Source organism: Pelomonas sp. KK5, from assembly GCF_001984095.1.
Lineage (GTDB): Bacteria > Pseudomonadota > Gammaproteobacteria > Burkholderiales > Burkholderiaceae_C > KK5.
In genome coordinates, this window is sequence record NZ_LYVQ01000116.1 from 1 (window position 1) to 20,650 (window position 20,650).

At 71.0% G+C, this 20,650-nt stretch carries 18 protein-coding genes; 1 reads left to right on the forward strand and 17 read right to left on the reverse strand.

Features of this window, described 5'->3' with window-relative positions; all coding sequences use genetic code 11:
- Window positions 1-168: 168 nt before the first annotated feature.
- The 10 genes from B0W88_RS18230 to B0W88_RS18275 form a co-directional block, all read right to left on the reverse strand.
- Window positions 169-1,473 (reverse strand): PAS domain-containing sensor histidine kinase, encoded by a 1,305-nt coding sequence (locus B0W88_RS18230; protein WP_077036064.1) that lies wholly within the window; start codon window positions 1,471-1,473, stop codon window positions 169-171.
- On the reverse strand, window positions 1,470-2,801 hold the full coding sequence (locus B0W88_RS18235) for a sigma-54 dependent transcriptional regulator (RefSeq protein ID WP_077036065.1): 1,332 nt from the start codon (window positions 2,799-2,801) through the stop codon (window positions 1,470-1,472). Before B0W88_RS18235 ends, B0W88_RS18230 begins: the two co-directional genes overlap by 4 nt.
- 13 nt (window positions 2,802-2,814) lie before the next feature.
- Window positions 2,815-4,047 carry an ABC transporter permease gene (locus tag B0W88_RS18240; RefSeq protein WP_077036066.1) on the reverse strand — a complete coding sequence of 411 codons (1,233 nt, stop codon included), beginning with the start codon at window positions 4,045-4,047 and terminating at the stop codon, window positions 2,815-2,817.
- Between the two features lie 2 nt (window positions 4,048-4,049).
- On the reverse strand, window positions 4,050-5,363 hold the full coding sequence (locus B0W88_RS18245; protein WP_077036067.1) for an ABC transporter permease: 1,314 nt from the start codon (window positions 5,361-5,363) through the stop codon (window positions 4,050-4,052).
- A gap of 4 nt (window positions 5,364-5,367) precedes the next feature.
- Window positions 5,368-6,660 carry a TolC family outer membrane protein gene (locus tag B0W88_RS18250; RefSeq protein ID WP_077036068.1) on the reverse strand — a complete coding sequence of 431 codons (1,293 nt, stop codon included), beginning with the start codon at window positions 6,658-6,660 and terminating at the stop codon, window positions 5,368-5,370.
- 3 nt (window positions 6,661-6,663) lie between these two features.
- On the reverse strand, window positions 6,664-7,368 hold the full coding sequence (locus tag B0W88_RS18255; protein WP_077036069.1) for an ABC transporter ATP-binding protein: 705 nt from the start codon (window positions 7,366-7,368) through the stop codon (window positions 6,664-6,666).
- Between the two features lie 24 nt (window positions 7,369-7,392).
- A complete protein-coding gene (locus B0W88_RS18260) occupies window positions 7,393-8,664 on the reverse strand; it encodes an efflux RND transporter periplasmic adaptor subunit (RefSeq protein WP_077036070.1) in 1,272 nt (423 codons plus the stop codon).
- An 84-nt stretch (window positions 8,665-8,748) separates the two neighbouring features.
- Window positions 8,749-9,531, reverse strand: a complete 783-nt coding sequence (locus B0W88_RS18265; protein ID WP_077036071.1) for a hypothetical protein — start codon at window positions 9,529-9,531, stop codon at window positions 8,749-8,751.
- Window positions 9,528-10,265, reverse strand: coding sequence for an ABC transporter substrate-binding protein (locus tag B0W88_RS18270; RefSeq protein ID WP_158080885.1), 738 nt, complete (start codon window positions 10,263-10,265; stop codon window positions 9,528-9,530). Before B0W88_RS18270 ends, B0W88_RS18265 begins: the two co-directional genes overlap by 4 nt.
- A gap of 47 nt (window positions 10,266-10,312) precedes the next feature.
- Window positions 10,313-11,314 (reverse strand): DMT family transporter, encoded by a 1,002-nt coding sequence (locus tag B0W88_RS18275; RefSeq protein WP_077036073.1) that lies wholly within the window; start codon window positions 11,312-11,314, stop codon window positions 10,313-10,315.
- A 132-nt stretch (window positions 11,315-11,446) separates the two neighbouring features.
- Here B0W88_RS18275 and B0W88_RS18280 point away from each other — a divergent pair, with 132 nt between their 5' ends.
- Window positions 11,447-12,322: a LysR family transcriptional regulator gene (locus B0W88_RS18280; protein ID WP_077036074.1), complete on the forward strand. Its 876-nt coding sequence runs from the start codon at window positions 11,447-11,449 to the stop codon at window positions 12,320-12,322.
- Here the strand turns inward: B0W88_RS18280 and B0W88_RS18285 are convergent.
- The 7 genes from B0W88_RS18285 to B0W88_RS18315 form a co-directional block, all read right to left on the reverse strand.
- A complete protein-coding gene (locus tag B0W88_RS18285; protein WP_077036075.1) occupies window positions 12,319-12,720 on the reverse strand; it encodes a type III secretion system chaperone in 402 nt (133 codons plus the stop codon). The two genes, B0W88_RS18280 and B0W88_RS18285, sit on opposite strands and share 4 nt — an antisense overlap.
- Before the next feature lie 28 nt (window positions 12,721-12,748).
- Window positions 12,749-14,803: a patatin-like phospholipase family protein gene (locus B0W88_RS18290; protein WP_077036076.1), complete on the reverse strand. Its 2,055-nt coding sequence runs from the start codon at window positions 14,801-14,803 to the stop codon at window positions 12,749-12,751.
- Window positions 14,804-14,864: 61 nt separating this feature from the next.
- Entirely contained in the window at window positions 14,865-16,934 is a 2,070-nt protein-coding gene (locus B0W88_RS18295; protein ID WP_083748869.1) for a primosomal protein N', read from the reverse strand.
- A gap of 314 nt (window positions 16,935-17,248) precedes the next feature.
- Window positions 17,249-18,322, reverse strand: coding sequence for a uroporphyrinogen decarboxylase (gene hemE, locus B0W88_RS18300; RefSeq protein WP_077036078.1), 1,074 nt, complete (start codon window positions 18,320-18,322; stop codon window positions 17,249-17,251).
- A 30-nt stretch (window positions 18,323-18,352) separates the two neighbouring features.
- Window positions 18,353-19,126 (reverse strand): polyphosphate kinase 2, encoded by a 774-nt coding sequence (ppk2, locus tag B0W88_RS18305; RefSeq protein ID WP_077036079.1) that lies wholly within the window; start codon window positions 19,124-19,126, stop codon window positions 18,353-18,355.
- A gap of 30 nt (window positions 19,127-19,156) precedes the next feature.
- Window positions 19,157-20,029, reverse strand: a complete 873-nt coding sequence (locus B0W88_RS18310) for a D-hexose-6-phosphate mutarotase (RefSeq protein ID WP_077036080.1) — start codon at window positions 20,027-20,029, stop codon at window positions 19,157-19,159.
- A gap of 35 nt (window positions 20,030-20,064) precedes the next feature.
- Window positions 20,065-20,650 (reverse strand): 4'-phosphopantetheinyl transferase superfamily protein (locus B0W88_RS18315; protein ID WP_077036081.1); only part of this gene is annotated, 586 nt, incomplete at its 5' end.

The window sequence follows — 20,650 nt, forward strand, 5'->3', positions numbered from 1 at the left end:
GGTCTATGCCCAGTCGCCGGGCCGCTACGTCTACGGCAGTGCGGCCCTCGCCTGGGCGGGCGGCCCGGCGCAGCTGCTGCTGGCGCGCATCGCCAGCAACGCCCACTCGCAGGGCTTCGCGCCGGCCGACGACGCGCGGCCGGCCTGGGTGCTGACGGCCAGCCTCAGCTACTGAGGCAGCGTCACCGTCACCCGCAGCCCGCCCTCCACCCGGTTGGCCAGCGCGATGCGCCCGCCGTGGGCCTCGGCGATCTCGCGCGCCAGGGCCAGGCCCAGGCCGGTGCCGCTGCGCTTGGTCGAGTAGAAGGGCAGCAGCGCCTGGGCCAGCACCGCCTCGCTCATGCCGGGGCCGTTGTCGCAGACCTCGATGGCCAGCTCGCGCGGCAGGGTGGCGCTGAATTTGAGCGTGACTTCGGTGCCGCCGGCCTCGTGGGCGTTCTTGACCAGGTTGATCAGCAGCTGTTCGATCTGCACGGGATCGAAGCGGCCGGGCGCGGCCGGCGGCTCGTCGACCAGGCGGAACTCGCCGTGCGCCGCGAGCCCTTCGAGGAAGAGCGGCCAGCGCACCTCCTGCACCTGCGGGGACGGCAGCTTGGCGAAGGTGGCGTAGCCGTCCAGGAAGCGGTGCAGATGGGCGGCGCGGGCGCCGATGCTGTCGAACACGCCGGGCAGGCGCTCGAGGCTGCCGCGCCGCGCCAGCTCGGCGCCGCTGTGGGCCAGCGAGGAGATCGGCGCCAGCGAGTTGTTCAGCTCGTGGCTGATCACGCGGATCACCCGCTTCCAGCTCGCCACCTCCTGGCGCGAGAGCTCGCGGGTCATGCGCCGGATCAGGCGCAGCACATGGGGCCGGCCCTGCAGGCGCAGCTCGCGCCGCGACAGGTGGTAGGTTTCCTCGGCGCCCTCCTCGCCGGCCAGGCTGAACAGGCCGTCCTCGCCACCGTCCAGCGCCTGCTGCAGGGCCGAGGGCAGCCGCGCGCGCAGCGCGGCGAAGTCGGTGCCGGCGAGGCTGCGGCCGCCCGCGAGCAGCTGGCGGGCGGCCAGGTTGGCGATGACGATCTGGCCGCGGGCGTCGGTCAGCAGCAGGGCCACCGGCGTGTTCTGCACCACCGTGTCCAGCAGCAGCTCGCGCTGCGCCAGATGCTGGCGCTGCTCGCGCAGGCTCTGGCCCAGCTCGCCGTGCAGGCGCAGCAGCTCGCCGAACTCGTCGCGGCGGCCTTCGCCGCTCAAGGTGACACTGAAGTCGCCGTCGCGGTAGCTGAACACCGCGCCTTCGAGCGCGCGCATCAGGCGCTGCAGCGGCGCCATCAGCCGGCTCGCGCCCCAGGCGGCCAGCGGCAGCAGGATCACCGCGGTCAGCACGAGCGCCCACCACGCCGGCAGCCCCAGCGCCAGCAACCCCAGGTGGATACCCACGCCGGCCAGCGCCGCGGCCATCAGCAGCGCGGCCATCCGCCATTGCAGCGTGTGGCTCATTCCAGGCCGTAGCGCTCCATGCGCCGGTACAGGGCCTGGCGCGACAGGCCCAGCGCCTGCGCCGCGCGGCTGACCACGCCGCCCGCCTGGCCCAGCGCGGCCAGCACCGCCTCGCGGCTCGGTTCGTCGAGGTTGCGCGCCTGCGCGTGCTCGGCGGGCAGCGCGAGCAGCTGCGGCGTGATCGTGCCGCCCTCGCCGGCCAGCAGCCCGGCCCGGGCGATCACGTTCTTCAGCTCGCGTACGTTGCCGGGCCAGCGCCAGGCCAGCAGCGCCTCGCGCGCCGCCTCGGACAGCACCGCGCCGCCGGCCAGGAAATGCTCGGCCAGCGGCACGATGTCATCGGGCCGCTCCGCCAGCGCGGGCAGGCTCACCTCGATCACGTTGAGCCGGTAGTACAGGTCCTCGCGGAAGGTGCCGGCGCGCACCATCGCCTTCAGGTCCGAATTGGTGGCGCTGACGACCCGCACCTTCGCTTCGCGCGAGCGGCTGGAGCCCAGGCGCTCGAAGCGGCCGGTCTCCAGCACGCGCAGCAGCTTGACCTGGCCGGGCAGCGGCAGCGTGCCGATCTCGTCCAGGAACAGCGTGCCGCCGTGCGCCGCCTCGAAGCGGCCCTCCCGGGCGCGTTGCGATCCCGTGTAGGCGCCGCTGTCGCTGCCAAACAGCTCGGCCTCGATCAGTTCGGCCGGCAGCGCGCCGCAGTTGACGGCGACGAAGGGCCCGGCCTTCACCGCCGAGTTGGCATGGACGATGGCCGCGATGCGCTCCTTGCCGCTGCCGTTGGGGCCGGTGACCAGCACCGGCAGCTCCGAGCGCGCCACCTGGCAGGCCAGCTCGAGGCAGCGCAGCATCGGCTCCGACTCGAACACCAGGCCGCCCAGCTCGTAGCGCTCGTCCAGCTTCGCGCGGCGCACGCGCTGCTGCTGGCGGCGCCGCACCACCTCGCGGCTCGCCTCGCCCAGCTCCAGCAGGTTCTCGACCGAGGCCAGCAGCTTGGCGTCGTTCCAGGGCTTGGCGAGGTAGTCGGCGGCGCCGGCCTTGACCAGCTCCACCGCCGCTTCGAGCCGCGTCCAGGCGGTCAGCAGGATCACCGGCAGGTCGGGTGCTAACGCCCGAATCGAGCGGAACAGCGCGACGCCCTCCTCGCCCGAGGTCGTGTCCGCCGTGAAGTTCATGTCCTGGATGACCAGGCCCACGTCCTCGCGGGCCAGCAGCGCCAGGCCTTCGTCGGGGCTGGCCGCGTAGAGCGGCCGGATGTCGCGCAGCGAGAGCAGCAGCGAGAGGGCCTCGCCGACGCCGGGGTTGTCATCGATGATCAGGACGGTCCGCATGTGCGCGGAATTATCAGCTCCGCAAGGCGGCCACCGGAGGCAGTGCCGCCGCGCGGCGCGCCGGCGCCCAGACGGCGATCTGGCCCAGCGACCACAGGATCAGCGCGCCCAGCGGCAGGTAGTAGACCGGCAGCCGCGGCAGCTCGTACTCGCGCATCAGCAGCAGGCTGATGCCGAAGGCGCCGGCCATGCCCAGCGCGATGCCCAGCGTGGAGAGCATGAAGTTCTCGGTCTGGAAGTAGCGCAGGATCTGGCCGCGGGTCGCCCCCAGCGCGCGGCGGGTGCCGATCATCCGCGTGCGCTGCTGCACCCAGAAGCTGGCCAGGCCGACGATGCCGAAGGCCGTCACCACCAGCAGGCCCAGGCAGACGCCGCCGAGCAGCCAGACCATCGAGCGGTCCTGGCGGTAGTAGTCGCTGCGCAGGTCGGAGACCAGCTTCTGGTAGCGCACCACGCGCTTGACGCCGGGGCTGTTGCCGTCGAGCGCGTCGACGGCGGCCTTCAGCACGTTCTCGCGCTGCGCCGGATCGCTGACCCGCAGCACGAAGTAACCGCCGCGGTAACTGGGCCGGATCGGCATCACCATCGCGCTGGGGCCGGCATCGCCGTCGCCGGCCTTCGGCGAAGGCGGCACCAGATGTTCCAGCACGCCGACCACCCGCTGCGGCCGCTTGCCGTAGATGTAGAGCTGCTTGCCTAAAGCGGATTGGCCCGGGAACAGGCGCTCGGCCAGCGAGGCGTTGAGGATCACCGCGGGGACGTTGGGATCCTCCTGCGTGTCGACGATGCTGGCCGCGACATACTCCTCGGCGGTGAAGTCGCGCCCCTCCTTGAGCTTCAGGCCGAAGGTCTGCAGCCAGCCGGGGCCGGGCTGGTAGTCGGACGCCTGGGTCACCGCGCGGGTGTTCTCGTCGGCGGTGAGGCGGATGCCGCTGTTGTTGGAGTTCTCGCCGAAGGGAATCTGGTTGGTGATGGTCACGCCCACCACGCCGGGGATGGCGCGCAGCGCAGCGAGGTCGGCGTCGGTCTGCGGCTCCGGGTTCTCGACCCGCTTCATGCCGGAGACGCTCAGCACCACCAGCGCGTCGTCCGGCATGTGGCTGGGCGCATTGATGGTCGCGACGCGCTCGCTGATCAGGAACAGCGCGTTGCAGACGATGGCGCAGGTCAGCGCGATCTGCAGCACGATCAGGCCGGCCGCGGTCTTGTGGCGCTTCAGCGTCGACAGGATGGGGAGGATGTCCATGATCACTGAACTTTCAGTTGAAGTGCAGGGGTCACCTGGCAGGCGCGCCAGGCGGGCAGCAGGCCGGCGATCAGGCTGGCTGCGACGGCCAGGCCGAAGGTGGTGCCGAACATGGCCCAGTCCAGCTGCGCCAGCGCCGCGTAGGCGCTGCCGTTCTGGCGCACGATCCACAGGCCCGCCCAGGTCAGCAGCAGGCCTAAGGCGCCGCCGGCCAGGCCGAGGCTGCCAGCCTCGACCAGGAACTGCATGAAGATCGCCGCCCGCGAGGCGCCCAGGGCACGGCGCACGCCGATCTCGCCGGCGCGGCGCAGGCACTTGGCCAGCAGCAGGCCCACCGCATTGGTCAGGCACACCAGCAGGAAGCCGAAGGCCAGCCAGACCTGCAGCCGGATGTCGCTGGGCACGGCCTTGCGCACCGACAGCCACTCCATCACCGGCCGCAGCCGCGCATTGGGCGGGCGCTCGTAGCGGCCGGCCTGCTTCTGCTGGGCGGCGTACTGCTGCAGGTAGTCCTTGTAGGCCGAGACCTGCTCCGGCGTGTCCAGCTGCACCCAGTACTGCACCCAGGAGCAGGGCACGGCCAGGGCCAGCACGTCGCCGCCGGCCACCTCGCCCCAGCAGTCCATATTGCCGCTGCGGCCGAACTTCAGCTCCAGCGAGGTCTGGATCGGGATGAAGACCTCGGCCGGCTTCGAGTAGGCGCCCAGCGTCAGGTCGAAGTAGTGCGGCGCGGGCCGCCAGTCGTCCATCACGCCGACGATGGTGAAGTCCTTGTCGCGCAGGCGCAGCGTCTTGCCGCGCGAGTCGGCGCCGTCGAACAGGCGCTGGTTCAGCTCCCCGCTGATCACCGCCACGCGGGCCTTGCCCTCGTCCTCGGCCGCGCTCCAGCCGCCGCCGTACTGGAAGGGCGTCTCGAACATCGGGAAGAAGTCGGCGCTGGTGAAGCGGGAGCGGGAGTAGAAGGGCCGCATCTCGCTCTTGCCCGAGCCGGCCGGGTCCACCGCGGTGTTGGCGCCGGTCATCATCACCTGGCGCGCGCCGCGCTTGTCGCGCAGCAGGGCCTCGGCGTCGAAGCGGGTCAGCTGCAGGTCGGGCTCGCTGCCGGGCGTGTAGTCGCGCATCTTCTGGGCGTCGAGCTGCACGTTGAAGAGCTTGTCGCTCTTGTGCGGGATCGGGTCGCCGGAAAGCACATGGAAGACCGTCAGCGTGGTCATGCAGGCGGCCACGCCCATGGCGATGGACAGCAGCATCAGCACGGTCAGCGCGCGGGCGGACTTGAGGCTTCTGAAGCCCAGTTCGAGGTAGTAGGCGAGCATCTCTTCACTCCTCCTTGTTGACGGGCACCAGCAGGCGGTTCACCGCTGCCAGCTCCGATTCGTTCAGGTTGCCGGCCGCGCGCTGCAGCAGCAGCTTGGCCAGCACATAGCCGTGGCGCGCCTGCTCGAAGGCGCTCTGGGCCGAGGCCTGGGTCTGGATGGCCAGCAGCAGGTCGGTCATCGTGCGGGTGCCCAGCGGCTGGCCGGCGCGGGTGGAGGCCAGCATGCGGTCGCTGGCCTGCACCGCCGCGCTGGCGCTCTGCATCCGCGCCACGCCCGAGAGCACCGCCTGGTACTGGGCCTGGGTCTCGCGGGTCCAGTTGCGGCGGGTGATCTCCAGCTGGTCGCGCTGGGCCTCGCGGCGGAACACCGCCTGGCGGGTCTGCGCGGCCACCGCGCCGCCGGCGAAGATCGGGATCGTCAGCTTGAAGCCCACCTGGGTGATCGTGCGGCCGTTGTCGCTCGGCGCGATGCCGGGGCCGCGCTGGTTGAGGCTGTCCACGCCGGCGCTGAGCACCGGCAGGTGGCCGGCGCGGGCGGCCTCGATGCGCTGCTCGCTGGCCCGCAGGGTCAGGTCTTGCGCACGGATGTCCGGGTTGGCTTCCAGCGAGCGGGCGACCCAGGCCTGTGCATCGGCCGGCTCCGGCGGCAGGGCCGGCAGCGCGTCGGCCAGCCGGTCCAGCGCGCCCGGCGCGCGGCCGGTGATCTGGGCCAGCGCCTGGCGCGCGTCCTCCAGCGCCTGCTGCGCCTGCACGGTGGCGCCGCGCGAGAGCTCGTAATAGGCCGCGGCCTGGTCCACGTCCACCGCGGCCGACAGGCCCGCATCGAAGCGCGAGCGCGCCTGGCGCACCTGCTCGGCGAAGGCTTCCTCGTTGGCGCGCGTCGTCGTCAGCACGGCCTGGGCGGACAGCACGCCGAAATAGGCGCTGGCCACGCGGGCGCAGAGATCCTGCTCGGCGGCACCGACCAGCGCGTCCTGCGCTGACACCAGGGTGCGCTCGGATTGCCAGTTATGCAGCGTGCCGAGGTCGACCAGGGTCTGGCTGATGCTGCTGTCGAACTGGCGCAGCCGGCCGCGCTCGCCGCCGCCGGTCTCGCGGAAATCGCTGGCCGAGGCGCTCCACTGCGGCAGCAGCGGTGCACGCGCCTGGGCAGCCTGCTCGCGCTGCACGCCGCGGGCGGCGTCGGCGGCGGCCAGGGTCGGGTCTTGCGCGCGGGCCTCGGCGTAGACCTGGAGCAGATCCTCGGCCTGGGCAGCGGATGCCGCCAGGGCGAGGGCAAGGAACAGAAGGCGCATCGATCAGCCCTTGATGAGCGCCGGGTCCATGCGCAGCTCGGCGGCGATGTCCACCACCTGGCCGTCGATCACATGGACGTTGCGCTGCGCGCGGGCGGCCAGTTGCGGGTCGTGGGTGACCATCACGATGGTGGCGCCGTCGCGGTGCAGCTCCTCCAGCAGGTCCATCACGCTGCGGGCCATCGAGCTGTCGAGGTTGCCGGTGGGCTCGTCGGCCAGCAGCAGGCGCGGGCTGCCGGCCAGTGCACGGGCGATCGCCACCCGCTGCTGCTGGCCGCCGGACAGCTCGGCCGGATAGTGCCGCGCGCGGGCCGACAGGCCGACCCGGGCCAGCGCATCGGTGGCCCGCTTCTTCCGCTCGGCGCTGCCCATGCCGCGGTAGCGCAGCGGCACCTCGATGTTGTCCAGCACGTTCAGGTCCGGGATCAGGTTGAAGGCCTGGAAGATGAAGCCGATCTTCTCGTTGCGGATGCGCGAGCGCTGGTTGTCGTTCATGCGGCTGACGTCCACGCCATCGAGTTCGTAGCTGCCGCCGGTGAAGGCTTCCAGCAGGCCGGCGATGGTCAGGAAGGTGGTCTTGCCCGAGCCCGAGGGGCCGGTGACGGCGACGAACTCGCCCTCCTTCACGGCCAGGTCGAACTGGCGCAGCGCGTAGGTCTCGACCATCTCGGTGCGGTAGACCTTGGAGAGTCCTTGCATCTTCAGCATGTGTGTTGCTCCTCTGATGTCTGATTACTTGGAGATGGCCACGCGGGCCGCGCCGGCGAAGGCATCGGCGCCGGACACGACCACCCGGTCGCCGGGCTTCAGGCCGTCCAGCACCTCGATGCGGTCGAGGCTGCGCGCGCCCAGGCGCACCGGCACCTTCTCGGCGATGGCGCCGTCCTCGCGCAGCACGTAGGCGGCGGCGCCGCCCTGCTCGTCGGCGAAGGTGCCGCGGCGCACGCTCAGCACGTTCTCGCGCTTGTCGAGCAGCACGCGCACCGACAGGCGCTGGTTCTGGCGCAATTGATCCGGCGTGGCGCCGTCGAAGCGCAGCCGCGCCGCCACCTCGCCGTTCACCACCTCGGGCGAGACCGCGCTGACCAGGCCGCGCCAGCTGCGGCCGTTGCCGCTGATCTCGCCGGGCATGCCGATGGCGAGGTCGCGGGCGAAGCTCTCGGCCACCTGCATCTGCACCTCCAGCGCCGAGAGGTCGATCACCGTCAGCAGCTGCGCGTCCTTGGCCACCGTGGCCTTCTCGGCCACCAGCAGCTGGCCCACCTGGCCGTCCACCGGCGAGCGCAGCGCCAGCTCGGTGACCTGGCGCTGCAGGTCCTTCACCAGCAGCTGCTGGCGCTCCAGCGCGGCCTGCTTGGCCTGCACGTCGAACTTCAGCGCGTCTTCCTTCAGCCCGCGGCCGGCCGAGGCATGGGCCAGCGTCACGCGGGCCTTCTCCAGCGCGTCGCGCGCATGGTCCACCTGCATGCTGGCGGCGGCGCCGGCCTTGAAGGCCTGGGTCTGGCGGTCGAGGTCGTTCTGCGCGGTCTTCAGGTCGATGGCGGCGTTCTCGTACTCGCTCTGCAGCTGGGCGCCCTGCTGGCGCGCATCGACCTGGGCGCGCAGCAGCTCGGCGCGCATGCTGTCGGCATTGCTGCGCTCCTGGGCCAGGCGGTTGTTCAGGTCGGGGCTGTCGATGGTGGCGAGCACCTGGCCGCGGGTGACCTTGTCGCCGGCATGGACCTGCACGGTCACCGCGCCCGCGTTGGGGGCGTAGAGCGTCGGCGCGTTGGCGGCGACGACCTTGCCCTCGCCGGCCACGTCGCGCACGAAGGGCCCGGTCTCGACCGGCGCGATGCCCAGCCGGGTGGCGCTGACCGAGGTGGCGGCGCCGGAGAACAGCTTGGGCAGGGCCCAGGCCGCGGCGGCGGCCACGGCGCCCAGCAGCAGCACGGCGACCAGCTTGCGGCGGCGGCCGGTGCCTTGCTCGATCGGGCGGTCCTGGGCGGAGGTGTCTCGGATCATTGCGTCGTGAAGAGGTGTGTTTTTTCCTCCTCCTTCATCGCAATGAGCGTGCCCGCGGCTGCCGTCGAGGCAGGCCGTTATGAATCAATCACTTGGCGCTGCGGGCAGCTTGCACAAGCTGTCCGCGGACAGTGTCCGGACAGTGGCCGCGGCCGGACGGGACAGGCCGGCGCGGGCGAACTGGCGCTCCAGCGCCGGGTCCTTGCGGGTGTTGCGCAGGGCTTCGCGCAGCGCCTCGAGGGTCGCGGCCGGCGTGTTCAGCGAGGCCGCCAGCCACAGCGCATCGGCCTCCAGCGGGCGCGACAGCGCCAGCGCCGCGCGATCGACGCCACGCGCCTGCAGGTTCAGCACGATGGTGTCCTGGTTGCCGTAGAGCACGTCCACCATCTCCTGCTGCAGCAGCCGGGCCATGTCCTCGAAGCTGTTGGCCTGCTGCAGCGAGCCCACGCGCGAGGGGCTGCGGTAGGGCGCCGCGCGCAGCACGGCCAGCCGGGCGCCGGCCAGGGCCTCGTCGTCGAAGCGGCTCAGGCGCTGGCGCAGCGAGACGAAGCCCATGTAGCGGCAGGCCAGCACGCCCACCCACTGGTAGCTCGCCTCGCGCTCCGGCGAGCGCACCAGCGGCAGGATCAGCACCGGCTCCTCGCCGGTGGTGGCCAGCAGCTGGGCGCGCGGCCAGGGCACGAACTCGACCGGTCCGGGGTGCCCGGCCTGGCTCATCGCGGCGAGTACCTGGCTCACCAGCGGCCCGGGGGCGTCGGCGCCGCGCTCCATCGCGAAGGGCGGGAAATGCGTGGTCACCAGGCGCAGCGCCTGCGCGGACGCCGTCATCAGCAGGCCGGCAAGCAGCAGCGTGAGCGCGCGCCTCATGACGAACCCCGCATCGCAGCCGACAAGCCATAACGCTTGAACACATCGGCATAGGCCGGGGTCCGCTTGAACTGCTGCAGCGCGCGGCCGATGCTCGCCACCCGCTCCACATGGGGTGAGCGCTTGCCGATCAGCAGCTGGAAATTGGCCTGGTCCAGCCGGTTGGGCAGCATGCGCACCTGCTCGCCACCGGGGGTGCGCTGCAGCGTGTAGCTCATCGTCAGCGCGTTCTCGACCATCAGGTCGCCGCGGCGGGCCACCAGCATCTTCAGCGCGCTGTTGAAGTCGCCGCCCCAGGTCACGTCGAAGCCCTGCAGCTTCTCGCGGGCCCAGCCGTTGGCGCTGTAGGAGAGCACGTTGAGGTTCAGCGCCTTCAGCTCGTCCAGGCTCTTCACCCGCGACAGCGCCTCGAACTGCGGATGGTCGGCGCGCACGAAGATGGTGTTCGTGGCGGTGACCACCGGCTCATCCACCGCCACCGCGTAGGCCAGGCGATCGGCGGTGGCGATCGTGCAGACCGCGTCGCTGGTGCCCAGCGTGACCCGCAGCTGCGCGCGCGGCCAGGGAAAGCCCTCATGGAGGCAGTGCAGGCCGAGGTCCTCGTTCAGCACCGCGCCGAGCACGTCGACCAGGATGCCGCCCATGCGGCCGTCCGGCTGGACGAAGCTCAGCGGGCTGTAGGTCTCGAAATACGCCATGCGGAAGTCCGCCGGCGCGGCGCGTGCCGCCCTCATCGTCAGCGCGGCACCGCCTCCTCCCAGCAACAGTCGTCTTCGCTCGATCATCTGCTCGTGTTTGTCGCCACCAGGGCGCACTCCCGGATGACGGTCATTGTCACCCGCGGCGCGGCGGCGCTGACGCTGCGCGCATGCACCAGCAGGCCGGCCACCACCATCCCCACGCCCAGCAGCTCGGCGCCGGTGGGCAGCTTGCCCAGCAGCGCGGCGATCAGCAGCGCGGAGACCGGCACGAAGTTCAGGAAGGCCGAGGCCGTGACGGCGCCCAGCGAACGCACGCCGACGTTGTAGGCCAGCACCGCCAGCGCCGAGGAGATCGCGCCGATGTAGAGCAGGCCGTGCCAGCTGGCGGCGAGATCGGCCGTGGCGGGGACATGTTCGAGACCGAGGGCCGTCAACGCCAGCGTGCCCAGCGCCAGCAGCGGCCAGGCGGCCACCAGCGTGAGGCCGGTGTACTCCAGCACGTCCAGCGTCGGGTGGCGGGCGGCACCGCGGGTGTAGACGACCCAGCCCAGCGTGCCGGCCAGCACCACCAGGTCCCAGTGCCAGGCGGCGTCGCCGCCGGTCGCGCCGCCGGTCGCGCCGCCGGGCAGCAGCAGGCCCGAGATCACGCCCACGCCGGCCAGCGCCAGCAGCGAGGCCAGCAGCGTAGCGCGGCCCGGCCGCTGGCCATCCAGCAGCCAGCGCAGCAGCTGGGTGCTGATCGGCGTCGTGGCGATCATCACAGCGCCATGCGAAGGCACCGTGTGGCGCAGGCCGATCAGCAGCAGCAGGCCGAACACGCCGAAGCCGGCCAGGCCGCGCAGCGCCAGGTCGGGGCCCTCGGCCCGCAGCTGCTGCCAGGCCCGGGCCACGCCGCCGCGCAGCAGCAGCATCGCCGGCAGCATCACGGCCGTGGCCAGCGTGTAGCGGATCAGCGTGAGCCAGGCCGGGCCGACATGCGGCAGCACCGCCTTGCCGACGAGGAACATGCCGCCCCAGCTGATGGTGGCGACGAGCAGCGCGGCGATGCCGGCAGGGCGTGGGATGGCTGTGTTCTTGTCCATGGCGAACTCCTCGGTTGACGCAGTGCAGCAACTTTCGTCCTCGCCCGCCGCGGGCGCCATTCGCATCTTTGGATCGGGGCCTCAGCTTTCGTGAACGGACAGGCACCCGCGCGCGCGGCACACTGCGCAGCCATGGAGCTCTACCAACTGAAGACCTTCGCCGCCATCGCGCAGGAAGGCAACCTGACCAAGGCCGCCGAGCGGGTGTTCACCAGTGCGCCGGCGGTCAGCGCGCAGCTGAAGGCGCTGGAGGACGAGCTGGGCGTGCGCCTGTTCGAGCGCACGCCCCGCGGCATGGAGCTGACCGAGGCCGGCCGCCGCCTGCTCGACGAGGCCCAGCGCACGCTCGATTCCGCCACCCGCATCCGCGCCGCCGCCGAGCAGATCCGCGGCGCCGCGCAGGGCACGGTGCGCTTCGGCACGGTCGTCGATCCGGTGGCGCTGCGCCTGGGCGAGGTGCTGGTGACGCTGGCCGAGCGGCATCCGCAGGTGAGCCTGCAGCTGCGCCAGGGCCTGTCCTTCGAGACGGTGCAGGCGCTGCGCCGCGGCGAGCTCGACTGCGCCTACGCGCTGAACGACCAGCTGGAGATCGACGGCCTGCGCTTGCGGCGCCTCGGGCAGGTGGACCTGTCGATCGTGCTGCCGAAGGCGCTCGCCCGGCCGGGCCTGGATCAGGACGCGCTGATGGACCTGCCCTGGGTGGGCACGCCGCCCAGCTGCATCCTGGGCCGCCACCTGGAGGGCTTCTTCGCCGCCGCCGGACGCGACTACCGCCCCACCCGCACCGCCGACGGCGAGGGCGTGCTGCGCAGCATGGTGGCCAGCGGCATGGGCGCCGGCCTGATCCGCCGCGACCAGGCCGAGCAGGGCGAGCGCATGGGCGAGCTGGCCATCTGGGACGGATGGCGCTCACATACCTGGTTATGTTGGCTGACCCCGGCGCTGCCGAAGCAGCCGCCGGCGGTGGAAGCGGTGGAGGCCGCGGTGATGGAGGCCTGGGCGGCTTAGCCGGCGTCCTCCACGGCCACTTCCTCGCGGATCGTGTCCGCCTCGGTGGCGACCGCGTCGATCAGGTTGGCCAGCTCCTGGCCCGTCAAGCCGGCGGTGGGCACGCGGCCCCAGATCACCAGGCTGCTCGCCGTGTCGCAGCCGATGCGGAACGGCGCCAGCGGGCTGTCGTAGAAGTTGCGGCGCAAGAGCCACAGCACGCGGCCGTAGTCGATCGCGGCGGGCAGCTCCATCACCGGCGAGACCAGCATCACGCTCTCGGCGTTCTCCGCGAAGATCAGCACGGTGGAGGTCTCGCCCACGCTGAGCTGCACGCTGCCCTGCGCGTCGGGCTTCAGTTCGTCGACGCCCAGGACCTTGGCGAGGTCGGCGTACAGGGCTTCGGTGGTCGGGTACATGGGGACTCTCTTTCCGTGAGCTCGTCACTCACATCTTGCGGGTGGCCAGCGCGGCGGCCAGGGCCTTGTGGCCGCGCTTGGGAATGTTGATGTCGGACTTGCTGGCGAAGTGCTTGATGCCGATGTCCAGCGCGGTGTTGACGTCCTTGGCGGAGCGCACCTTGCGCAGCCGGGTTTCCATGTCCAGCAGCGTGGCCAGGCCGGTGCCGCCCTCGCTCTGCTTCGTCATCGCCGGGTAGACGAGCTGCTTGAGGATCTCGTCGGCATGGGCCTGGGCCTTGACCATGTCGGCCACGGCATAGCTGGCTTCCAGCGCGGGGCTGGTGCGGCCGCTGCCGCGCACGCTGGCCATCAGGTTGTCCAGCTGCGGGCGCTTGTTCAATTCGCGGGCCACCAGGGCCTGGAAGTCCAGATCGGCGCCGGCCGCCTTGTCCAGCGCGGCCAGCGCCGGCACGACAGCGGGGTCGACGCCGGAGGTCGTGCCCATCGCCACCAGGGTCAGCAGCAGGTCGACCTGCGTGGCCACCTGCTCGCGGAAATGGACCGCCGCGGCGGCGCCCTTGTAGTGCTGGGCCTGCAGCGTCTTCAGCTCGTCCATCGGGATGCAGCAGAACATCTGCGACTCGGTGGCGAAGCTGCGCGAGCGGTCCTGCTTCTCGCGGTTCACCTGGTCCAGCGTGGCCTGCTCGGTGGCGCTCTGCAGCGCCAGCTTGTCGGCCATCGGCACGTTGAAATCCAGCGTGCCGTCGCGCATGTCGATCTCGTGGCCCTTGTCACCGGGCTTCTTGGGCGGCAGCGTCAGCTTCAGCGGCACCATCACCAGCTCTTGCGGCTTGTCGGCCAGCTCGCGGTTCTTGCCGTATTCGGCGCCGTGGGTGTTGGAGTCGATGGCCCAGTCGATCAGCCGCGCCAGGCGGCCGGTCTCGGGCTTGACCTTGCCGGCCAGCATGTCCTTGGCGACGCCGTCCTTGTCCTCGAAGACGAAGGTCACGCCGCGGCCCGGCGGCACCGGGTCCAGCTCGCGGTCGCGGCCCAGCGTGGAGGTGGTCGGGGTGTTGTTCATCACGCCGCCATCGATGAAGCGGGCGACGATGCCGCTGGACAGCTTGATGTCCACCGGCTTGAAGGCCTTGGGGAAGGAGGCCGAGGCGTGCACGGCGACGGCCACCTCCAGGCTGGGCTCGGAGTCGGCGTCGAAGACGTAGAGCTGGCCGTGCGACGCGTCCTTGCCGGCCTCGGCGTCCACCTGCTTCAGGTAGGTGCCGGTGATCACCACTTCCTTGACCGCCGGGATCACGACGGAGAGCTTGCGCATGTCCAGGAAGGTCGGCCCGGTCTTGTTGCTGGACAGGCGCTTGACGATCTCGACCACGGTCGGGTCCGGCGCGATGCCGCTCTTGCCGCAGGCCTCCATGTACTCGACGATGCGCTTGCGCAACGTCTCGTCCAGCACCTCGCGCACCAGGGTCTCCAGGCCCTCGCCGGTGAGCGGGCTGCCGATGTTCTTCATCGCCCGCGCGATCAGGCCCAGCTTGGTGCCGCCGGTGCCCTCGACGATGCGGGCCGTCGTCTCGTCGTCGTTGGCGACGTTGGTGAACTCGTCGGAGGTGATGCCGGCCGCGACCAGCGCCGCCGTCATCGAGCCGACCGAGGCGCCGGCCACGCGCCTCGCATCCTTGAGCACGCCGCTGTCCTGCAGCGCCTTGACCGCGCCCGGCAGGGCCACGCCCTTGCCGCCGCCACCGGAGAAGGTGATCTCGGTGACCGGCGGAGGCGGCGCGGTATAGCTGATGCCGCCGCCGGGTAGGTGGGCGAGCTTGATCGTCTTGCCGGTGGGGCTCGTGTAGACCTGGGGCTTGTCCGGCGCGGCGATGACAGCGCCGGAGCGGGCACGCGGCGGATGCGGCGTGGCGCCGGGATGCGGCAGCTTCGTGCGGACCGCCGTCACGCGCACCGGCTTGCGCGGCGGCAAGGGCGGCGGCACCGGCGGCTTGGCAGCCCCCGCGGCCGGCAGCACGCTGACCCCGAGCACGCGGCTCAGCCAGGCATCGCGCGTCTTGCGCAGCGCGTCGTCGTCGTCCATCCGCCTCGTCCCTCCGGGCTTTATTTCTTCGCCTCGATCGATCCCCGGGCGGAATTTACCCTCAGATGGCCAGCGGGTCGACGTCCACCGCCCAGCGCATCAGCCCGCGGTGCTCGCGCTTGAGCAGGCCCAGCTCGGGCAGCCATTGCGCCAGCAGGCGCTGCAGCGCAGCGCGGTTGGTCGACTCGACCAGCATCTGCATGCGCTCGACATTGGCCACGCGGGCGATGCTCATTGGCACCGGCGGATAGATCAGCACATGCTGTTGCGCCTCGGGCAGCTGCTGGGCCCAGGCGGCGGCGGCGTCGAGGAAGTCGCGCGCCACCTCGGCCGTGCGAGCCTCCGCGCGCAGCAGGGCCAGGTGGGCAAAGGGCGGCAGGCCGGCGGACTCGCGCTCGGCCAGTTGCTCGCGGGCGAAGGCCTCGTAGTCATGCTTCGCCAGCGCGCGGTAGAGCGCATGCTCGGGGTGCCAGGTCTGCACCCACATCTCGCTGGCCGCGGCCTGGGCCGCATCGCGCCCGGCGCGGCCGCCGGCCTGCATCAGCAGCGCGAAGAGGCGCTCGGGCGCGCGGAAGTCGCTGCTGAACAGCGCCCCGTCCGGGTTCACCGCGGCAACGAAGGTGATGCGGCGGAAGTCATGGCCCTTGGTGATCATCTGCGTGCCGACCAGGATGTCCACCTCGCCCGCATGCACCGCCGCCAGCTGCGCCTCCAGCTCGCCCTTGTTCTTCGTCGAGTCGGCGTCGATGCGGGCCACGCGGGCGCCGGGCAAGGCCTCGGCGAGTTGTTCCTCCAGTCGCTCGGTGCCGCGGCCCATCGGGGCGATGTCCATATTGCCGCAGCTGGGGCAGGCCGTGGGCACCCGCTCGGTCAGGCCGCAGTGGTGGCAGCGCAGCGTGCGGTCGCCCTTGTGGAAGACGCGCCAGGCGCTGCAGTTGGGGCAGTCGCTCTTCCAGTTGCATTCGGCGCAATGCAGCACCGGCGCATAGCCGCGGCGGTTCAGGAACACCAGGCTCTGCTCGCCACGCTCCAGCCGCAGGCGCAGCGCCTGCAGCAGCGGCGCGGTCAGCGCGGTCATCACGCCCTTGGTGACCGGCAGCGTCTTCATATCGAACAGGCGCACGCGCGGCAAGGCGCCGCCGCCGATGCGGGCCGGCATGCTGAGGCGCTTGTAGCGGCCTTCCTCGGCGCGCTGCCAGCTTTCCAGCGAAGGCGTGGCGGAGCCGAGGATCACCGGCACCCTGGCCTGGTGGGCGCGGTAGATGGCCAGGTCGCGGGCCGAGTAGCGGGCGCCGTCCTGCTGCTTGTACGAAGGGTCGTGTTCCTCGTCGACGACGACCAGGCCCAGCTGCGGGAGCGAGGCGAAGACCGCCAGCCGCGTGCCCAGCACCAGCCGCGCCTCGCCCAGGTGGGCGGCCAGCCAGTTGCGCAGGCGCTGGGCCGGCGTGAGGCCGCTGTGCAGCGAGACGGTGGGCGTGCCGGCGAAGCGCTCGGCGAAGCGGGCCTCCAGCTGCGGCGTCAGGTTGATCTCGGGCACCAGCACCAGCACCTGGCGGCCGGCGGCCAGCGCGTGTTCGGCGGCGCGCAGGTAGACCTCGGTCTTGCCGCTGCCGGTGACGCCGTAGAGCAGCAGCGGCGGCGGGGCCTCGCCTGTCGATGATTCCAGCAGCGTGTCGAGCTCGGCCAGCACCTGGGCCTGGGCCTCGCTGAGCGTCGGGCGTTCGCTAACGCCGACGTTCGACGCATCCCCCTGCTCCGCCGCCCACTTCGCGACGCGCTTCAGGCGCAGCTGCAGCTGCGAAGGCTCCAGCTCGCGCAGCTGCGGCGGCAGCACCGACAGCGCCAGCTCGCCGATGCTGCGCTGGTAGTAGCGGGCGGCGAACTCGATCAGTTGGCACCAGGCCTCGCCCAGCGGCGGCAGGCCGTCCAGCGTCGCCAGGATCGGGCGCAGCGCGGTCGTGTCACTGCTTTCAGCTTCACCAGCCCAGACGATGCCCAGCAGCTCCCGCTTGCCCAGCGGCACGCGCACCAGGCTGCCCGGCGGCAGCGGCTGCTCGGCCAGGTAGTCCAGCGGGCCGCTCAGGCCGCTGTGCTGCGGCGTGTCGACCGCCACCCGCAGCGCGACGGTCAGCGCTGCCACGCGGCTTGAATTCCTGCTTGTAAGTCCATGATTTGGAACGGCTTCCAACCTTTCCCACAAGGCTGTGGATAACTTTGTGGGGAACTGCCGGGCTTTGCTGCGTCGCGGTGCTCGCCGGTCCGACAGGCCGGCGTCGCACGCTTTCGGTGCGGGCGACCCGACCCCATGTGAATCAACGACTTAGGCTTCAATCGGGTAAACGAGAAGCTGCACCGCAACATTTTTTGCAGCCTCCGGGTGCGTCCCATTTTTTGGGGATAAGTCCCTGCGCTGAGTGCTTACTTCACGCTCGGCGGCCCGTGGATTCAGGCGCTGCGCAGCTTGCGGGAATGGGTGTGGACTTCGTCGACCAGGGCCGCCACCGACTCCGGCGGCGTGTGTTGGCTGATGCCGTGTCCCAGATTGAACACATGGCCCGGTCCGGGGCCGTAGCTGTCCAGGACAGCCCGTACCTGCTCGCGCACCATTTCGGGGGGCGCGAACAGCACGTTCGGGTCGATGTTCCCCTGCAGCGCCACCCGGTCGCCGACGCGGGCGCGGGCGGCGCCGAGGTTGACCGTCCAGTCCAGGCCGACGACATCGGCGCCGGCATCGGCGATCTCGTCCAGCCACAGGCCGCCGCCCTTGGTGAACAGGATGCGCGGGATGCGCTTGCCCTCGTGCTCGGTCTTCACCTGCTCCAGCACGCGCTTCGAATACGCCAGGCTGAAGCGCTGGAACATGCCGTCGGCTAGCACGCCGCCCCAGGAGTCGAAGATCATCGCGGCCTGGGCGCCGGCCTCGATCTGTGCGTTGAGGTAACGCGCTACTGCAGCGGCATTGACTTCGAGGATCCGGTGCATCAGGTCCGGGCGCGAGTACATCAGCGCCTTGACGTGGCGGTAGTCGTCGGAGCCGCCGCCCTCGACCATGTAGCAGGCCAGGGTCCACGGGCTGCCCGAGAAACCGATCAGCGGCACGCGGCCGTTCAGCGCCTTCCGGATCGAAGTGACCGCGTCGAAAACGTAGCGCAGCTTGTCCATGTCCGGCACTTCGAGCGCCGCCACGGCCGCCTCGTCGCGCACGACCTTGGCGAACTTCGGCCCCTCCCCCAGCGCAAAGGACAGGCCCAGGCCCATCGCGTCGGGCACGGTCAGGATGTCGCTGAACAGGATGGCGGCGTCCAGCGGGTAGCGCTCCAGCGGCTGCAGCGTGACCTCGGTGGCGTAGTCGGTGTTGGTGGCCAGGCCCATGAAGCTGCCGGCCTTGGCCCGCGTCTCGCGGTACTCGGGCAGGTAGCGACCGGCTTGGCGCATCAGCCAGACCGGCGTGTGTTCGGTGGGCTGGCGCAGGCAGGCGCGCAGAAAGGTGTCGTTCTGCAAGGGGGCAAAAGAGCTCATCGGGGCATTATCCGATGCGCCCCCGAGCGTTCAGATCGGCTTCAGTTTTCCGAAGTGCTCCCGCTGCGGTTTGTCCGGCAAGGGCGGGAACTCGATCTTCTTGTCGGGCACGTCGACCTCGGGGATGCGGTCCAGCAGGTCGCGGATCAACGTGAGCCGGCCCTGGCGCTGGTCGTTGAAGTCGACCAGCGTCCACGGCGCGTGCTTGGTGTGCGTGGCGTCGAGCATGCGCTCGCGGGCCTTGCCGTATTCCTTGTAGAGGCGACGCGCATCGACGTCGATCGGCGAGAGCTTCCAGCGCTTGAGCGGGTCGGCCAGGCGCTCCTGGAAGCGCTCTTCCTGCTGCGCCTGGTCCACGGTGAGCCAGTACTTGAACAGCAGGATGCCGTCGTCCACCAGCAGCTTCTCGAACACCGGCGCCTGCTTGAGGAAGGACTTGGTCTGGTCTTCGGAGGCGAAGCCCATCACCGTCTCGACGCCGGCGCGGTTGTACCAGCTGCGGTCGAACAGCGCGATATTGCCGGCCGACGGCAGGTGGGCGATGTAGCGCTGGAAGTACCAGCAGCCCTGCTCGTACTCGCTGGGCCTGGCCAGGGCCACGGTGCGGCACTGGCGCGGATTCAGCGTCTCGCCGATCGCCGAGATCACGCCGCCCTTGCCGGCCGTGTCGCGCCCCTCGACGATGACCACCACGCGCCTGCCCGTGTGCAGCAGCCAGCGGGCCATCGCATTGAGTTCCAGCTGCAGCGGCGCGAGCTGCTCCAGGTAGGCGGACTTGCCGAGCTTGCCTTGCTTCTTGGCCATCTGATCGCTCCCCTTTGAGGAGCGGCCAGCTTACGCCACAACGTTCAGGCTTTGCAGCCCCGCCCAGCTTTCGCCGGGCTCCAGCCGGATCGGCTTCATCACCGCGGCGGCCTCGATGCACAGCATCTGGCGCCAGCCGTCGGCGGGCATGTCGGCCAGCGTCGCGCACTTGGCGGCGGCCGGGTTCCAGACCACCGCATCCTCGAAGCCCTGCTGGCGGATCTCGACGCGGCGCTCCTTGTTGTCGGCGGCGGCGAGCTGTTCCTTGAGGGTCAGGTCTTGCGAGCCCACGCCCTGGTAGATCCGGTCGATCTCGCCGGAGGGCAGCAGCAGGTCCACCCGCTGGCTCTTGTTCGTCTGGTCCACCGAGTCGAAGTAGTCCAGGCCCGACAGGCCCTGCACGCTGGTGGCGTCGATGTCGGCCACGCGGAAGTAGCTGTGCAGCGCGGCGGTGAACTCGAAGGCGCTGTCGCCCTTGTTCTCGCAGGCCAGCTCGATCTGCAGTTCCTGGCCGGCAATGCGCACGCTCAGTTCCAGCTCGAAGGCATGGGGCCAGACCATGCGGGTGGCGGCGTCGTCGCCGAGCTTGAGCACCGCCAGCGCGTCGCTCTCGCCCTGCTCCGCCGCGACCAGCTGCCAGGGCTTGGTGCGGGCGAAGCCATGCTTCTTCAGCGGGCCGCGCTCGGCGAACTGCGGGAAGCACACCGGCACCCCGCCACGGATCGCCTGGCCGATCGCGAACTCGGAGGTCGGCGACAGGTAGAGCTGCTCCTCGCCGCCAGCGGGGATCCAGGACAGCAGGTGGCCGCCATGCAGCGCGATGGTGGCGCGGGCGCCGTCGGGGGCGACGAGTTCCACGGCTTCGATGCCGTGGCTGCGGGTGATGGGGAGGGCTCGGGTCATGAGCGGGATGGATCGCAGGCGGAGGGGCCGCGATTCTAGGCTTTCAGGCGCAGCCGATCGATGACGGTGACGCCGGGCGGCAGCCCGGGCGTCCGGAGCGGCCCGACCACGGCCAGTGCCAGATCCTCGTGCTCCAGCGCCAGGCTCCAGCAGTCGCCGTCCCTATCGGCCATGAAGTCCATGCCGCGCATCCGCGCCATATCCAGGCCCTCGCCCTCGCGTTTGAGCGTGGCTTCCTTCAGCGTCCATAACTCGTAGAACCGACGCAACCTCGTCGCATCGTCCAGCAGGGCCAGCTCCGCGCACTGGGCCGGCCCATGCACGCCGGCCGCCAAGCCGAGCAGATCGCGGCGCGGGCGCAGCAGTTCGATGTCGATGCCGATAGGCTCGGGCGACCAGGCGGCGGCGAACCGGTCGCCGCTGTGCGAAATGTTGGCGGAGCCGCCGCAGGCACTGCTGCGACCCTGCACGTCGATCTCGGCCGTGTGCTCGGTCGGCGAGCCTCCGAACAACTCGGCCAGCAGTTGCCTCAGCAGCCAGCGACCGGCCAGAAAGGTGGCGCGGCGAGAGGGTGCGGCCAGACCTTCCAGGCGGGCGCGCTCGGACCGCGTCAGCCAGCCA

Excerpts from the sequence above, each read along its gene's own strand:
- B0W88_RS18275 (WP_077036073.1), bottom strand. The coding sequence starts at position 11,314 with ATGGACAAGAACACAGCCATCCCACGCCCTGCCGGCATCGCCGCGCTG.
- B0W88_RS18285 (WP_077036075.1), bottom strand. The coding sequence starts at position 12,720 with ATGTACCCGACCACCGAAGCCCTGTACGCCGACCTCGCCAAGGTCCTG.
- B0W88_RS18270 (WP_158080885.1), bottom strand. The coding sequence starts at position 10,265 with ATGAGGGCGGCACGCGCCGCGCCGGCGGACTTCCGCATGGCGTATTTC.
- B0W88_RS18245 (WP_077036067.1), bottom strand. The coding sequence starts at position 5,363 with ATGCTCGCCTACTACCTCGAACTGGGCTTCAGAAGCCTCAAGTCCGCC.
- B0W88_RS18235 (WP_077036065.1), bottom strand. The coding sequence starts at position 2,801 with ATGCGGACCGTCCTGATCATCGATGACAACCCCGGCGTCGGCGAGGCC.
- B0W88_RS18280 (WP_077036074.1), top strand. The coding sequence starts at position 11,447 with ATGGAGCTCTACCAACTGAAGACCTTCGCCGCCATCGCGCAGGAAGGC.
- B0W88_RS18240 (WP_077036066.1), bottom strand. The coding sequence starts at position 4,047 with ATGGACATCCTCCCCATCCTGTCGACGCTGAAGCGCCACAAGACCGCG.
- ppk2 (WP_077036079.1), bottom strand. The coding sequence starts at position 19,126 with ATGGCCAAGAAGCAAGGCAAGCTCGGCAAGTCCGCCTACCTGGAGCAG.
- B0W88_RS18290 (WP_077036076.1), bottom strand. The coding sequence starts at position 14,803 with ATGGACGACGACGACGCGCTGCGCAAGACGCGCGATGCCTGGCTGAGC.
- B0W88_RS18310 (WP_077036080.1), bottom strand. The coding sequence starts at position 20,029 with ATGACCCGAGCCCTCCCCATCACCCGCAGCCACGGCATCGAAGCCGTG.
- hemE (WP_077036078.1), bottom strand. The coding sequence starts at position 18,322 with ATGAGCTCTTTTGCCCCCTTGCAGAACGACACCTTTCTGCGCGCCTGC.
- B0W88_RS18265 (WP_077036071.1), bottom strand. The coding sequence starts at position 9,531 with ATGAGGCGCGCGCTCACGCTGCTGCTTGCCGGCCTGCTGATGACGGCG.
- B0W88_RS18250 (WP_077036068.1), bottom strand. The coding sequence starts at position 6,660 with ATGCGCCTTCTGTTCCTTGCCCTCGCCCTGGCGGCATCCGCTGCCCAG.
- B0W88_RS18230 (WP_077036064.1), bottom strand. The coding sequence starts at position 1,473 with ATGAGCCACACGCTGCAATGGCGGATGGCCGCGCTGCTGATGGCCGCG.
- B0W88_RS18255 (WP_077036069.1), bottom strand. The coding sequence starts at position 7,368 with ATGCTGAAGATGCAAGGACTCTCCAAGGTCTACCGCACCGAGATGGTC.
- B0W88_RS18260 (WP_077036070.1), bottom strand. The coding sequence starts at position 8,664 with ATGATCCGAGACACCTCCGCCCAGGACCGCCCGATCGAGCAAGGCACC.